9 protein-coding genes are annotated in these 15,525 nt (G+C 57.9%); 3 read left to right on the top strand and 6 right to left on the bottom strand.

What is annotated here, in order from left to right:
- Window positions 1-3: 3 nt before the first annotated feature.
- The 6 genes from R3F00_RS14705 to R3F00_RS14680 form a co-directional block, all read right to left on the bottom strand.
- Entirely contained in the window at window positions 4-4,443 is a 4,440-nt protein-coding gene (locus R3F00_RS14705) for an RHS repeat domain-containing protein (RefSeq protein WP_371282556.1), read from the bottom strand.
- Entirely contained in the window at window positions 4,440-4,859 is a 420-nt protein-coding gene (locus tag R3F00_RS14700) for a DUF2933 domain-containing protein (RefSeq protein ID WP_371282555.1), read from the bottom strand. The genes R3F00_RS14705 and R3F00_RS14700 overlap by 4 nt, the downstream gene beginning before the upstream one ends.
- Before the next feature lie 193 nt (window positions 4,860-5,052).
- The gene (locus tag R3F00_RS14695; protein ID WP_371282554.1) at window positions 5,053-5,586 is read right to left on the bottom strand and encodes a MerR family DNA-binding protein; all 534 of its coding nucleotides are present in this window, start codon (window positions 5,584-5,586) and stop codon (window positions 5,053-5,055) included.
- A 36-nt stretch (window positions 5,587-5,622) separates the two neighbouring features.
- Complete coding sequence (locus R3F00_RS14690) at window positions 5,623-8,766, bottom strand: efflux RND transporter permease subunit (RefSeq protein ID WP_371282553.1); 3,144 nt, start codon at window positions 8,764-8,766, stop codon at window positions 5,623-5,625.
- 1 nt (window position 8,767) lies between these two features.
- The gene (locus R3F00_RS14685) at window positions 8,768-10,222 is read right to left on the bottom strand and encodes an efflux RND transporter periplasmic adaptor subunit (RefSeq protein WP_371282552.1); all 1,455 of its coding nucleotides are present in this window, start codon (window positions 10,220-10,222) and stop codon (window positions 8,768-8,770) included.
- Entirely contained in the window at window positions 10,222-11,385 is a 1,164-nt protein-coding gene (locus R3F00_RS14680) for a TolC family protein (protein ID WP_371282551.1), read from the bottom strand. Before R3F00_RS14680 ends, R3F00_RS14685 begins: the two co-directional genes overlap by 1 nt.
- Before the next feature lie 924 nt (window positions 11,386-12,309).
- Here R3F00_RS14680 and R3F00_RS14675 point away from each other — a divergent pair.
- The 3 genes from R3F00_RS14675 to R3F00_RS14665 all read left to right on the top strand — a co-directional run bounded on the left by R3F00_RS14675 (window position 12,310) and on the right by R3F00_RS14665 (window position 15,444).
- Window positions 12,310-13,551 carry a hypothetical protein gene (locus R3F00_RS14675; RefSeq protein WP_371282550.1) on the top strand — a complete coding sequence of 414 codons (1,242 nt, stop codon included), beginning with the start codon at window positions 12,310-12,312 and terminating at the stop codon, window positions 13,549-13,551.
- 181 nt (window positions 13,552-13,732) lie between these two features.
- Window positions 13,733-14,200 carry a hypothetical protein gene (locus R3F00_RS14670; protein ID WP_371282549.1) on the top strand — a complete coding sequence of 156 codons (468 nt, stop codon included), beginning with the start codon at window positions 13,733-13,735 and terminating at the stop codon, window positions 14,198-14,200.
- Between the two features lie 362 nt (window positions 14,201-14,562).
- Window positions 14,563-15,444, top strand: a complete 882-nt coding sequence (locus R3F00_RS14665; protein ID WP_371282548.1) for a hypothetical protein — start codon at window positions 14,563-14,565, stop codon at window positions 15,442-15,444.
- Window positions 15,445-15,525 lie beyond the last annotated feature (81 nt).

The raw sequence follows: 15,525 nt of genomic DNA, 5'->3' as shown, positions 1-15,525 counted from the left end.
GCGCTACCAAGTTACTGGGATATCCATATTCTGAATGCGAACCCCGCTATATGTTCTCGCACCAGAGATACCGCCAATGTTAGCGCCGGATCTCAGCATTGACGCATGCCCATTTTCGTTCCAGAGCCAAAGCGGGTATTTTCGATAGCGCGGGGAGTCGAGCAATTGTCTATCGTAGTCGCTAAAATTAGTGTCTCCGCGAAGATGGTTGTGAGCAAGACTGTTGATCGAAGAGACGGAGATCCCGTTCGAGCTTTGTGCTAGAACAAACGTTGATTTAACGGGTGAAACTTGCGATTGACCCGCGAGACCAACGTTTGGATATGTGTAACCGAAGCTCAGATCCGAAAGTTGGACGATATACCAGTTCGCCTCCTTTCCAGTGATGTATGCGTCTGGAACCCATCGATTAGCTGCTGCTAGTTGAGCATCGTTGGCCGTCGCATAGCCTTGGCCGGCAATCTCTCCGGCCTTGGCACTCGCAGCAGCCAAGCGCGCATTGGCCTTTGCGATATCACTCGCTGAATGAACCACGGTATTGAAAAGAAACTGATATATCGCAGTTGCCGCACCATTGCTGAACGAGTCACCCGCAAGCTTTGACGCTGTCCCGCCAATCGCCGCGTAAGCGACTGCTTGAGCGGGAACGTTGTCAATCGAGCTCACTGCTGGACTGAAGGTCTCCGTCACTCCCGCACTTACGAATCCGTGACCAAACTTCCCTCCTTGAAGTTCAGTGAGTGTTCCGCCAGCAGCGCCATGCGCGGCAATTTTTGCTACTCGCGCGCCCTGAGTCATCTCGGCCCCGCAGCTATAGCCTGTATCGTAGGCCCAACTGCGACTGAACGCTGTTCCTATCCCCCAGAACACGCCCGCCGCAAACGCACCCCATAGACCGGCCCGAAGGCTTCCAGTCGCGACGTACGCCGATGCAAATCCTCCCGCCACAGCGATTCCGAAGCTTGCCGCGTATGCGCCTTGGGCTAGATAGTACTGACCGAAGTACGCTGCCACCACGGCAATGGCGATGCCGACAACCTGACGAAGAGAGAGGTAGCCACTCGGATCCGTCAGGCTCAGCGGGTTGTTAAGCACATAGCTGTAGCGATTGAGTCCCTGAGCCTTGTCAGATTCGACAAACGGATCCGCTTGGATGAATCGCCCCAACTGGGGGTCATAGAGCCGGCCGCGCATGTGCACCAGGCCCACGCCATCCAGTTGCTCGTGCCCGGTGTACCCTTGGCGCGTCACTGTTGTATCGAAGCTGGCTGCGATTGAGGCGGGCAGAATGCCCCACAGGGTGGATGAGCCTGGGGGGTCTGCGTAGCGACGTTGTCCCCATGGATCAAAACTCAGGCGCTGCTGAATCGTCCCCAGTTGGTTGGCAATAGCATCAATCGACCCCAGCGCATCGCGGAAGAGATAGGCGTATTGCGGCGCCGAGGGTGGCCCGCCACTCACGCTGGAGGCCGTGATGACCAGATTGCTGCCGATGTAGCGCTTGGTGGTGGTCGTGGTGCCAGCGATGCGAACTTCTACATTGGACACGTAGTAGGTCGTGCTTCCGCCCGTGGTTCCCCCAGTGCTGCCCGGGTCGAAGCCGTCGCAGAAGATTCGATCGTTGGCCGGCGCACATCCGGCACCGGCGGGTGGCGTCGTGGTTGCACCATCCACACGCTTGAACATCCCGCGATCCGGGGCGTATTTGAAACTGACCGAAGTTGTGCTGGGCACGCCGGTCGTGACAATGCTCTCTGCCAGATCGTAGCCCGTGTAGGTGATTGTCCGTGTCGCGCTGGCGGAATACTTGGCCAGCGTCTGATTGCCGTTCTCGTCGTAGCAATAGGTCGCCGCGTCGAACTGACTCACCGCGTGCGGACCCGCCACACGACTGCAGCCGCTTGGGAAGCCCGCGTACGTCCAGGTGTTCGAAACGGGCGTTCCGCCTCCCACCTGATGCGTCTTGGTCATGAGGTTGCCCAGCTGATCGTAGGTAACACTGGTCGATTGCGTCGTGGCGATGCCGTCGGATCGAGTCAGTGAAATCGTCTTCAAGCGATCCAGAGCGTCGTAGGTCATTGTCTCCTTGATATTGTGACCGTTTGCCTGGTTCCAGCGGCTGAGCAGGTTGGTGTTCTTGTCGTAGGTATAGGTCCAGTTCTGGATGGCCCCCGCAGTACCGCTGTTGATCCCCAGCAGTCGACCGGTCGCATCGTCGTAGATGCGCGTCGTGCTGAGATTGGCGGCATCGTGAAAGCGTTCTTCCTTGACCTGGCCGCGCGGTGAAAGCGCGAAGACCTCACTATAGATTTGTCCAGTGGTGCCGCCAGCCGCCTCGCGCACGCGGATGGGATAGCCATCGTTGGAGTATTCGGCGAGCGTGCCGGCCGTCGAGTTGATGTCGGTACTCGGGTCGATGTGCAGGGTTCCGCGCCCCACTTCATCGTAGGCTTGCCACTCGATATAGGCGGTGCCATCCAGCTCCGTCGTGCTTTGCTTGATGCGGCCGCCGTCATCGTAGTTGAGCGTTCGCTCATAGCCACCGAGGCTCAGGGTCTCTACATGTAGCGCACCGAGCACGGGGACGCCGGCCAAGGGCGGGCTGATGTCACCCGGACGGGGCGAGGTGTCCCACGTCCAGACGGCCGTCGGTTCGGCCACTTGGCTGCCGCCCGAAGTGCGGCGCGTCTCTGTGCGCTTGATCAGACGACCCAGCGCATCGCGATAGAGCTTCTTGACCTGATTCTTGGCGTCGATCTGTTCGACCAGTTCGCCGAGTGCGTTGTACTTGTACGTCCAGCCGCCCTTGTCTGGATCGTTGATTTGGGTTTTGCGACCCAGACGATCGTGGACCAGGTCAGTCTGGATCGATGTGTTCGCCGAGTCACCATCGGTGGGCGTACGGCTGACGGATTTGAGATCGCCTACGGCGTCGCGGCCGAAGCTCACGGTAAGGCCCCCGGGTTCCTTGACTGACACCGATTCGTCGCGCCCATTCATGGTCCGCAACGTCGGATTGCTGCGGGGATCGGTTACTTCAACCTTCAGCGCATCGTAGGTAAACACCGTTTCGCTTGGGCCATTGACCGGAGTTTCCGGATTGATGGTCCTGTCGGGGCGTCCTATCGCGTCATAGTCAACGGTCGTGTTCTTGGGTGTGCCACTTACGGGTGTGCCAGCGCGTGCCGTGGACTGGAGGGCCGTGGGGTCCTTGGAGAAATAGGGCACCGTAACGACTTTGGCGCGACCTGTCAGATCGTAACTGGTCGCTACACTGGACCACCGGGACGTGCTGGATGGAGATTGTTGATAGATGCGCGTCGTCTTGAGCACCTCGCGACCCAAGCGGTCGAAATAGGCCCACATGGTTGGCGCCACACTCTTGCCATTGAACGTGCCGGTCGTTCCGGTGCTGTCCGTTGTCACCCGGAATACTGCACCTACAGGGCAGTTTGCGCGAGGAGCGCCAGCCGGAATGCCGGTGATCGCGGCGTCTGTGCACCAGGTGTAAGTCGTCTTGCTGAATTCGCCCAGCACGCCACGCTTGAATCGTTCTCGACCAAGGGCGCCATAGGCCATCGTGGTCTGCACGCCGGCCACGTTGACGTGGTTCAAGGGATCGCCAAACGTATTGCGCCGTGGCACCAGGTTCAGTCCTGCGGGCACCCGAAGCAGCCCTGGGGCCACGTCGATACCAATTAGCTCGCTGAATTCTTCGGTGGTGTTGTTGGAGGCGTTCGGGTCGTAGAACGGTGCCAAGGTTCCCAGCATGAATCGGCCGCGGTCGTCATAGCGCATGCGCCGGTAGCGTTGAACCTTGGTGGGATCGGCCTCCCATTGGCGCTGATCGAATGCGGCGAGATTCAGGCATGCGTTCCGGTTCGCGAAGTGAGAAGTACTACAGACCACTTCGAGAATTGCATTGCCATCGCTGTCCAACATCCGGTCGGTACGAAGCTCAACGCGAGGCTTGGTCGCCACCGGTTCTTCTGGATAGGGACCTTGGATCTCCGAGACCAACTGCAGGGTTACTGCATCGTATTCAAAGCTGGCCCGACGGACGACCGCTGATTGCGCCGGACGCGCCGTCGTTACCGTGCTGACGGACAAGCGTCCGAGGCGCTGGCGTTCGGCATTGAGACTGCCACCGACACAGCCACTGGTCGTCGGAGGCGACAGCGTGCACCCGTAAATGTTGGTTGTGGTTTGCGTCTCGTCGATGATCAGCAAGCCGCTTTGCCCACGCTGGCTGTAAACGGTGGAATTGGTAAGGTTGCCCCAGACATCCATCGTGAACTGGCTGTGGATGCCATGGCTGAGCAGACCGGGCGTGGTCAAGTCATACTTTTGTTCAGCCGAATCGGACAGATAGGGCGTCAACGACTGTACCGTCGTGGCAACGAACGCGGGTGTGCTGGTCCAGGTGTTGGTCGCGTCACTCAATACCTGTCCGCCGCCACCCAGCATTGACGGCGCAGCGGCGCTTTGCGGCTGACACGTTTCGCCCGTGAGGCAGGTAGGGCTGACAAAACAGCCAGGCGCTTGATATTGGTCTCAGGATTAGCGGCTACGGTGGGCGAATCGGATTCGGGAATTTTTGGGGAGCCATGGTCGCCGTGCGAACCGTGATGGCCGTGGCCAAAGAAGTGAATGAACGGACACGCAAGCAGCAACAAAAGCGGAAGCCAGCTGAGACTGGCAACGAGATGTGCCTGGTGCTCACTGAACAGGTAGAAGGCGGCTATACCAATCAGAAGCCAGATGCTCAGCCGAGCCTGCCAGCTTGATCGCGCAGCACGGCCGGATTGATTGTTCCTGCTTGATCGACTTGACATCGGGTTTTCATGTTCATGGTTCATGGCTGTAGTCCCAGTGAGGTTCTCCATAGCAGAAGCTCGCGAAAATGGTGCTTTCGTTGAGGTTTAGTTCAAGTTCGTAGCGGTGTGCGGGTGCGCACGGCGCCCGATACTTGATGTAGCGTGACCACGGAACAGTCGGGTGCAGTTTTGGAGATACAGGCAGTGCGTTTCGCGGGGGAATGCGTCACAGAGTTCATGAGGAGTCCTCGGCCTGGCCAACTTGTTCCTCACCCGTTGGCGAGGAACGTCTGATGGATGTGTCACCTTCTGATTCGATCAAGCGGCAGATTTCGAAGCCACTGGGAGTGCCTCTATGGGATTCGCGCCACCGCTGTTGTGCCTTGGACATTCGCGCATGCAACAAGACGAGTTTGTCCAGTTCCGCGCCAATCTTTGGCAACCTCTGGTCGAGGATCTCCATGACCTCTTCACAAGGTTCTGATCCGGCATCGGCACTCCTTATGAACGCCGCAATCTCATCCAGAGTGAAACCAAGCCCTTGCGCGCGACGTATGAAACGCAGTCGCCGCAAACTGCCTTGATCGAACAATCGATAGCCACTAGCGCTGGTGGTTGCTGGTACAAGCAGCCCAATCCGGCAGTAGTAGCGGACCGCATGAGCGGGTTCGTCGGCGAAAGAGGCGAGTCTCGAGACCGTCATCAACTCACGTGGCTTCCGCGCCATGGACGAAGCGTTCTTTCTGATGTGCGGGCGAAATTTGTTCATGACATTCTCAGCCTAGACCTGTGCGCGGCGCACAGGTCAAGAACTCAACAATGGCTTATGGGTTTCAGCTCGCAGGAGCTGGCGGCGTTTGACTACGGCATAGATCGCCGGGATTACAATCAGGGTCAGAATTGAGGAGGACACCATGCCTCCTACCATTGGCGCTGCGATACGCCGCATGACTTCCGATCCGGTTCCGGTGCTCCACATGATCGGCAGCAAGCCCGCCATGATGGCGACGACCGTCATCATCTTTGGTCGCACGCGATCCACGGCGCCTTCGACTATTGCGCCGTGCAGATCTTCGGCATTCAGCTGCGTGCCATCCTTGCGCCGCACGGCGGCGCGCTTCTCGAGGGCTTGATCAAGATAGATCAGCATGACCACACCTGTTTCCGCAGCGACGCCGGCCAGCGCGATGAAGCCGACTGCGACCGCTACGCTCAAGTTGTAGCCCAGAGCCCACATCAGCCAGATGCCGCCGATTAAGGCAAAGGGCACCGACAGCATGACGATCAGCGACTCGGTGACGCGGCGAAAGTTGAGGTATAGCAACAGGAAGATCAGCGAGAGCGTAACCGGGACAACAATCTTCATCTTGGCAATTGCCCGCTGCATATACTCGTACTGACCACTCCAGGTCGCGTAGTAGCCCGGTGGAAAGTCGACCGAATCAGCAACTGCCTTTTGCGCCGCACGGACATAAGCGCCGATGTCGGTATCTCGTGTATCCACGTAGACGTAAGCAGAGAGCAGGGCATTCTCGGTACGTATTGACGGAGCTCCCTTGTTGATCGCGATCGTGGCCAGTTCGCCAAGAGGAATCTGCGCGCCGCCCATGGTCGGCACTAGGATTTCACTGCCAATACGTTGGGGGTCGTCACGTAGCTCGCGCGGATAGCGCACGACTACGGCAAAGCGTTCACGCCCTTCGACAGTAGTGGTCACCTTTTCACCGCCCAATGCGGCTGAAATCACATCCTGGACCTCACCGACGGTCAGTCCGTAGCGAGCCAGTTGACTCAGATCAGGTTCGATATCGAGGTAGTAGCCGCCGGTCAGGCGTTCCGCATAGGCACTTGTCGTACCTGGAACCTGCCGTACCGCATTCTCGATTTGCTTGGCCAGGCGTTCCATTTCCGCGAGGTCAGTACCAAACACCTTGATGCCTATAGGTGTGCGAATGCCGGTTGATAGCATGTCTGTGCGCGCCTTGATGGGCATCGTCCAGGAGTTGGCCACGCCCGGAAACTGCAAGGCTTGATCCATCTCGCCTATCAGCTTGTCGACGGTCATGCCCGCGCGCCATTCATCTTCCGGTTTCAGATTGATGACTGTCTCGAACATTTCCAGCGGGGCCGGATCCGTCGCCGTAGTGGCTCGACCGGCTTTTCCAAAGACTGACTCGACCTCCGGAAACTGCTTGATGATGCGGTCTTGTTGTTGCAACAGTTCCGCTGCCTTGGTGACCGACATGCCGGGCAGCGAGGCCGGCATATAGAGCAGGGTTCCTTCGTTCAAAGTCGGCATGAATTCGCTGCCGAGGCGGGCGGCGGGCCAGATCGAGACCACAAGGACCAACGTTGCAACAGCCAACGTCATCGCCTTGTGGCGCAGCACGAGGTTGATGATCGGGCGATAAATCGCAATCAGGAACCGGTTGATAGGGTTTCGCTTCTCGGGAAGTATTTTTCCGCGAATGAACAACAGCATGAGCACCGGTACGAGCGTGACCGACAGCAAGGCCCCACCCGCCATCGCGAAAGTCTTGGTAAAGGCGAGTGGATGAAAGAGGCGACCTTCCTGTGCCTCAAGGGCGAACACGGGCAGAAACGAAACCACGATTATCAGGAGACTGAAGAAGAGCGATGGGCCGACTTCCTGACAGGAATCGATGATCAACTGCAATCGTGATTTGCTGCCGTCATTGTGTTCGATGTGCTTGTGAGCGTTTTCAATCATGACGATTGCCGCGTCGACCATTGCGCCTATCGCAATGGCGATTCCTCCAAGACTCATGATGTTGGAGTTCATGCCCAGTGCGCGCATGGCGATAAATGCAATCAGTACACCAATCGGCAGCATGACGATGGCCACAAGCGCACTGCGCACATGAAAGAGAAACAGGATGCAGACCAGTGCCACGATGATGCTTTCTTCAAGCAATGTCGTGCGTAAGGTAGATACCGCGCGATGGATCAAGTCCGAACGATCATAGACGGCTCGCAAGGTGACGCCATCGGGCAGTCCTGCCTGGATTTCGGTGATCTTGTCCTTGAGCCCCTGGATAACCGACAGGGCGTTTTCCCCGTACCGGGCAACGGCAATTCCGGCGACAGTTTCGCCTTCGCCGTTGAGTTCGGCAATACCGCGACGTTCGTCCGGGACGAGTTCGACGCGGGCGATGTCGGCGATGAGCACGGGAGTGCCTCCATCGGACTTCACGACAAGACTCTCCATGTCCTCAATGCCGCGCAGGTAACCGCGGCCGCGCACCATGTATTCGGTCTCCGTCATTTCGATGACGCGACCACCGACATCGCGATTGCTGTCAGCGATCACCTTGGATACGCGATTCAACGGGACGTCGTACTGACGCAACTTGCCGGGATCCACCGTGACTGAATACTGGCGAACAAAGCCGCCAACACTGGCGATCTCGGCAACACCGGGGGCCTTGGTCAATTGGTAGCGGACATACCAATCCTGGATGGCACGCAGTTCGTCGAGTGTCTTTTGCTTCCCTTCGAGCGCGTATTGGTAGACCCATCCGACGCCGGTCGCATCTGGCCCCAGCGTTGGTGTGATGCCTTGCGGAAGTTGCTTGGAAGCGAAATTCAGGTACTCGAGAACTCGGGAGCGAGCCCAATAGATGTCTGTACCGTCCTCAAAGATCACATAGACGAATGAGGCGCCAAAGAAGGAGAAGCCTCGAACCACTTTCGATCGGGGGACCGCAAGCATCGATGTAGTCAATGGATAAGTCACCTGATCCTCGACTACTTGGGGCGCTTGTCCAGGCACTTCGGTGAATACGATGACCTGCACATCCGAAAGATCGGGTAGCGCGTCCAGAGGAGTCTTTACGACGGCGTAGATTCCTGCTCCGGTGAGTGCGATGGCGGCGATCAGTACAAGAAAGACGTTGCGCACCGACCACTCGATAATTCTCGCGAGCATGTCAGTGGGCTCCCTCGTGCTGATTGTGGTTGGCATGTGGATCAGCCGGGGAATGATTCCGGTGGTCCGCTTCCGGGGGACTGTCAGGAGGCGAGTCATTTTGCGCGTCGGGCTTTGTTGCCTCCGTCGGATGTGAGCTGGCGGCGCCGGAAGATTCAACCGCTGCAGGCGTGGCGGACGATCCCGTACTCGCGTGATTCTTGTGTGCGCTGAATCCTTCGAGTGCGGATTGGAGGTTGCTTTCGGCATCGATCAGGAAATTGGCCGAAGTGACCACGCGCTCGCCTTCGGCGAGACCTCGACGGATTTCCAGTAGCGCTCCGGCACGCTCCCCGATCTCGACTTCTCTGGGTTCGTAGCGTCCTTCAGCGAGCTCGACGAACGCTATCTGACGCTCACCGCTGTCAAGCACGGCTGTGCGCGGAACAACCAGCACAGACTCTGCTTCATCCTGGGTAATCGTCACATCGCCGAAGAGTCCCGGGCGTAGGCTCCCATCGTCGTTTGGCATTTCGATACGGACGCCGAGAGTCCGGGTCTGCATCGCGAACATCGGCTGGATAAAGGCGACCCGTCCCTCGAAGGTTCGTCCGGGCAGAGTGGGAGACTGGAATATTGCCTGTTGGCCTATAGCAACGTTGGTCGCGATTGACGCGGGTACGTCGGCGATCAACCAGACCGTTGAGAGATCCGCCAACCGAAGAATCGTTTCGCCCGGTGCAAAACGCGCGCCCTGGACTATTGGCTTGTCGACAATCACTGCATTGGCGGGTGAGGTAATCAGAAGATTGCCTGCCGACTCGGAACCGCCCAACTGGGATAGCTGGGATCCGCTGATATCCCAGTTTCGTAGTCGTGACCTTGCGGCATCGCGCAACTGACGCATGGTCGCTGCACTCTCTGGATCTGCAGTCTGCAATGCTTGCGCGGCGGACTCGGCAATATGGAATTCTTCCTGTGCAGCCAACAGGTCGGGGCTGTAGACCTCAAGCAATGCTTGCCCGCGCTTGACGAGCATGCCGGTCTGGTTTGCAAATAGACGCTCAACCCAGCCTTCGAATTTGGGCGCTATCTCGTACTGGCGAGTTTCATCGACCTCGATAGTTGCGCTAGCTTTAATCTGCGGGGCCAGTCGACGAGCGCGCACCGGCTCGGTACGCACACCCAGGCGCTGCACTTTCTCAGGTGAGACCACTACGGTGCCCGACGCGGCCGGAGCGTCGCCGCCCTCGTAAACCGGAACGTAGTCCATGCCCATGGAATCCTTTTTTGGCACAGGCGAGGTATCCGGTAGGCCCATCGGATTGCGGTAGTACAAGATCTTCGGGGCGGAACTGGTGGCAGCTTCTGTCACCGGAACCTCCTTTTCCGACCAAGGGGCTCGACCGGCGACCCATCCGATAGCCAGGGCCATGACAAGAGCTGCAGCCACTGCGAATCCATACGAACGCTTCATCAATATTCTCCGTCAATGGCGCGCACTTGCGCGGCGCCCAGTAGCTCATCGCGTGTGGCATCCACGCGGGCAAGGTCCGCGCCCTGCCATTCCCGCAAGGCAGAGAGGAGGGTTCCAAAGTCGACTTCGCCGACCTGGTAGCTGGCCAGGGCAGACTTGAAGTTCGCGTCTGATTGGGGGATCAGGGTGTTTTCAATCAGCAGGCGCTGTTCACGGGCACTGGTCCAGCGGACCCATGCGGAACCTAGCTGGCCTTCAAGGTCAATTCGCGATGCGTTGGCGCGTGTGAGTGCAGCATCTTCGAGCAAGCGAGACTGCCTCTCACGCTCCCGACGTGCGTGCTGTTGAAAGGGAATCTCTACCTCCAACATCATTTCGTAGCTATCCAGTCCAGAGCCGCGCTGCAACGCGCCGACGCCCACGGAAATGTCGGGAAAACGGTTGCGGCGTTCGAGTTCGACATTGCTGCGGGCGGCACTGGCGATTGACTGGCTGGCCTGCAAGAGTGGGTGCTCGCCTGTTTCGAGACGTTGGAGTGCTTCGGCGCGTGTAGTCGCCGCTACCGGCAAGTTCGGCTGGTCGGCTGGTATCGCCAAGGCGGCATCGGCGGGTCGCCCCAGAACTGCGTTCAATGCCGAGCTGACTTCCTGCCGGACGGCCAGGCGCTCGATGCGCTGGCGTTGCATGCTGGTCCGTTCTACTTGTGCGCGTATCGAATCCTGTTGCGGGGCCATGCCGAGCCCGTATCGAACGCGAGCGAGATCTTCAACCTGATCCAGCAGCTCGATGATTCGGTCAATGATCTTGACCGATGCAATCGAATGCCAATATCGCACGTAGGACTGCTCGGCCTCCGAGACAAGGTCGAGTGCTATGGCGCTGCGCTCAAGGCCCATTGCTTCGGCCCTTTGTTGTGCAACGTCGCGTGCCAATCCTCGTTTCCCCCAGAGTGGAAAACGCTGGCGCAGTCGATAAAGCGAAGAGCCAACATTCCCGGGCAACAAGGATGGATGGGTCGTATCAATACCGAGCAACGTGACGGACGCCATGGGATCTGGAAGTGCGCCAGCCGGGTAGATCGCTGCATGCGCCGCGTCGGTTTCGTAGCCAAGCGCTTGTAGTTCCGGGTTGCCGTCAATCAGCCACGTTCGAATGGATTCCACGGTCTCTCCGGGAATCTCCGATCTCGCCAGAGCAGGGTTGCTCGTGACGATTGGAATTGCCAAGGCAACTCCAAGTGCGGCGGTCCTGAACGCACGCCAAACTCTTCTTTTGGGAAACTGACGATCCGCCTCCGAGTCGGATCGCATCCGAACAGAAGCGGGGAAGTATCTGGGAAAATTCATGTCTCTAGCCTTGCGACTTCACGCAGCCGTGGCTGGGTGAGGTAGTTGCGGAAGCAACACGCCATCAAAAGACGGCAGCGCCGATGTACTCGCGAGCAGGCGGCAAGGCCGCCCGTCGAACATCAGCTAGAGATCAAATCAATAAGAGGCTGGCGGGATGAAGCGTAGGTCGATGCCACGAAACGGGCGGACGTATTGTCGAAAGAGGCTCAATGGATAAGCCGCCAGTGGTCGACAGGGAAATAAAGGATATTGAAGCCAGCGGCAGGAAAGGTATGCAGGGGACACGACCTGCCGCGTCACTTTGATCGCCTTGGCTACAATGCGCGAGGCAAATCGGCGATTGCAAAGGTGGTGACGTGTCATGACAGCCTGAGTGATCAGCCGGGGCGGACACTACCGTGTTGGCCATAGCAATAGCCGACATCGACGTCATTGGATGCAACGCCAGAACAAACTGGGCCCACAGCATCACCACGCCCGCGAGTAACGCGAGTCGGCTCTGAAAGCGGCGGCGGCGGAAGCGGTTCATGTCACAGGCACCATACTCCATTCTCTAGAATAGTTCTTGACACAAATCAAGTAGGCCTTTGCCAACTTATGACCCAAGTATCGCGTGATTGCCAACCCAACAGGGGGTCTAAATTGGATAGATCGCAAAGCCCGATTGAAGCCCAATGTGGCCGTGGAGTCTGCGTTCCTTCCTATTCCGCGGCCGAGCTGAATAGCAACTGCTTCTGTGTGACCGCTGACCCTGAAGCAATTCGAGCCAAACTTGAGCCATTGCTTCGTTCTCGCGGCGTCGACGATTCCATGCAGGAAACGCATCCGCACCTGTTCGCCTCGTTGCCTGTCTACGTTCCTCACGCGCAAATCGAGCGGATAGCCCGTGTTGTGGCGGCAATCGAGGAGGTCATCGGGCTTCCAGCCTATCGTTCTGAAGTCATGCTTGGAGCTTCGGCGATCGCACGAATTGATCCCGGTTCCCCAGGTGGTCTGTTGGGTCTGGATTTTCATCTAACGCCAGACAAAATCGGACTGATCGAGATCAATACGAATCCGGGCGGAGTCTTGCTCAACACCGTTCTGGGCCAAGCGCAGTCGCTCTGTATGCCTGAGATCATGAAGGTGCCAACAGATTTAATGCAGGTCGAGAACGCTGTCGTCCAGACCTTTCAGACAGAGTGGCGCTTACAAGGGAGATCCGAGCCACTAACGTCGATTGCTATCGTGGATGAGTCGCCAACCGAGCAGTACCTCTACCCAGAGTTTTGCCTTTTTCAGGACTTGTTCCGTCGGCACGGCCTTCGAGCTGATATCTGCAGTCCGGAAGCGTTTGTCTACAGGAGTAGTCGTCTTTGGCTCAATGGTGAGCCGGTCGACATGATCTACAACCGGCTTACCGATTTTGCTCTTGAGGAGGAAGGGCACGCCCGGCTCCGCGCTGCCTATGAATCGGACGAAGTCGTTCTATCCCCACACCCACGCGCGCATGCTCTGTATGCCGACAAACGCAATCTTGTTCTGCTGAGCGATCCCGAGTTCCTGAGAAGAGCAGGGGCCAGTCCGATGTCGGTTGAGGCGTTATCCAGAGCCGTTCCTAGAACGTACTTGGTGTCGCCGCAGAACCGGGACAGCTTGTGGGGGAACCGAAGAAATCTGTTCTTCAAGCCGTCTGCCGGCTACGGGAGCAAAGCCGCCTACCGAGGCGACAAGTTGACGCGTCGTGTATGGGACGAAATTTCCAACGGGAAGACCTATGTCGCCCAGGAACTGGTAAAGCCCAGTGAACGACAAGTGTCTGCGCACTCAGATCCCTTGAAGGTAGACATACGCTGTTACGCCTATCAGGGCCAGATACTGCTTTACGCTGCGAGGATGTATCAGGGGCAGACCACTAATTTCCGGACGCCTTCGGGGGGATTCGCGCCAGTGCTTACTCTCGCGGAAACCGGGGCAGGGAGTCGAAGCAGATGCCGGTAATTGAAAGCTGCACTCTGGTCGGCATGCTTCCAACGTGGACCGATGGCGGTCACTCGTCCAAAGTTGTAGTCGTGAAAGACACACTCTTTCAGTGGAAGTTGTCAACCGCCATTTCCACGACAGTGAGTAGGTCGTGATTTTTGGGTTCGCTCACAGGGAAGGGTTCAAAAGGGAACACCAAATGCACCCATTGGGACATGGCCAAAGTGCGTGGAGGAAGTTCTGGATTTTTCTTGGTCTGGTGGTCCTGATCGGATTCGTGCTGAACGAGATCTGGGAAATGGCACAGATGAGCGCGTACGTCGAAACGAAGAATGCGCCATGGGTGGACTCGCTAGCTTTGTGCACGCGTGCCGCATTGGGCGATGTCGTAATAATCCTTGGGCTCTATGCTGCAGGCGCGTTGGCTGCCGCCGATCCTGCCTGGGGCCTGCGAGCTCGCTGGAACATTTACCTTGTGACGTCCCTGATTGGATTGGGGGTCGCGGTACTGATCGAGCATGCAGCATTGGAAGATGGTCGTTGGACATACTCCGCGAACATGCCTGTAGTGCCATTCTTGAAGGCTGGTCTTTGGCCAATACTTCAGATGATTCTGCTTCCACCGGCAACTTTCTGGATTGCTCGGCGCGTAGTAGCGAATCACTGATCGAAAGGAACGCTCGTTATCGGGGAAATTGGTGCCGGAAATGGGATCTGGCAATTCCGAACCCGGAGCCTCCGACCCGACATGCATTTCGGTCTTACTGGCTATACGGGTCCACGTGGATTTCATTGCCCCGGATTGAGCCGTGGTCCCCGTCTGGGGCCGCGAAAGTGTATCGAGGTGGGACCAAAGAATAGATGCCCCAACGCAAGTGTCTGTCCGTTAGCGCTGCTGGCAGCGTAGGGCGGCGGGATTGCGTCTCGACCTCGGCATCCACAAATCGGTGTTCGAATTCGCCGGCTGTATACTCGGCTGCAGCAGAGGCTTCGGCTGATGTGAATGCGCATTTGCGTTGGAAGCGAAAGATGGCCGGATCCAAGGATAGTCGTTCAACTCCAGACCTCGTGTTCGAGATTCTGCATGCTCAGGCGACGTCCGCGATGCCCTCCGAGATCCGAAGGACCCACGGTTCGACCGAAACGATGTTTGTCGCCACCGAAGGTTACTCAGCAATAGGCGAAATTCTTCAGACGACCGTGATTCTTCACGCCGGAATAGTCGCGCTCGCCAAGGAGCGCAGCCTGTCCAGTCGCCTGCTGAGCGATTCGAAAAGCCTGTCCAACGAGTTGCGCCAGCAACTAGAGAAGACCATTGCCGAGGGCGCAAAGCGGGAGGCCGCAGCGCTCCAGATCGTCCGAGACGACTTCGCCCCACTAAACGCCATGACGCTCGTCAGCTTCGCCGCAGCGATCGAGGCCGCTGTGGAGCAGACAGCCATCAGCGTGCTGCGCTATCGTCCGGGCACAATTTCAAGGTTGCTTAAATTGGGAGTGAAAAGGATTGCTGCGCCGTGCGACCGCGATTTGACCTACGACGAGGCTTTCCAAGCCTTCACAAGGCTAAAGGAGTGGGCATTTGGTCCGAGTAAGCCGGCACCCAACGCCTTATTGGGAATTTTAGATGCTGTCGGACTCGCTATAGACCTGTCGGATCGAGTCAAGGAGGACATCCGGGAAATGATTTACGTGAGGAACTGTATCGTCCACAGGCAGCAACGTGCGGATAACAAGGCTTCGGAGAACGCAACATCGCTTGGTCTGGTGCAGGGACTGCGGTTTACGGTGACTCGTACGCACATGGGTCGCTACACGGATGCGGCGCTCGCGCTCACCCAAGCGATTGCTATCGCGCCCTTACCCGAAAAGCACCAGCGTGAGTTGCGGGAGGACCCGGCCCCCAAGACCTGACTACTGGCGAAGAAGTTGTGCCTTCTGCCAGATCGAACGGCAGCTTCGGGTCGACTTGCGACCGTCGCTGTCCGGCCAGAA

The sequence above is a fragment of the Dokdonella sp. genome (assembly GCF_041395345.1).
Lineage (GTDB): Bacteria > Pseudomonadota > Gammaproteobacteria > Xanthomonadales > Rhodanobacteraceae > Dokdonella.
This window is presented reverse-complemented; position numbering and strand designations above follow the sequence as displayed.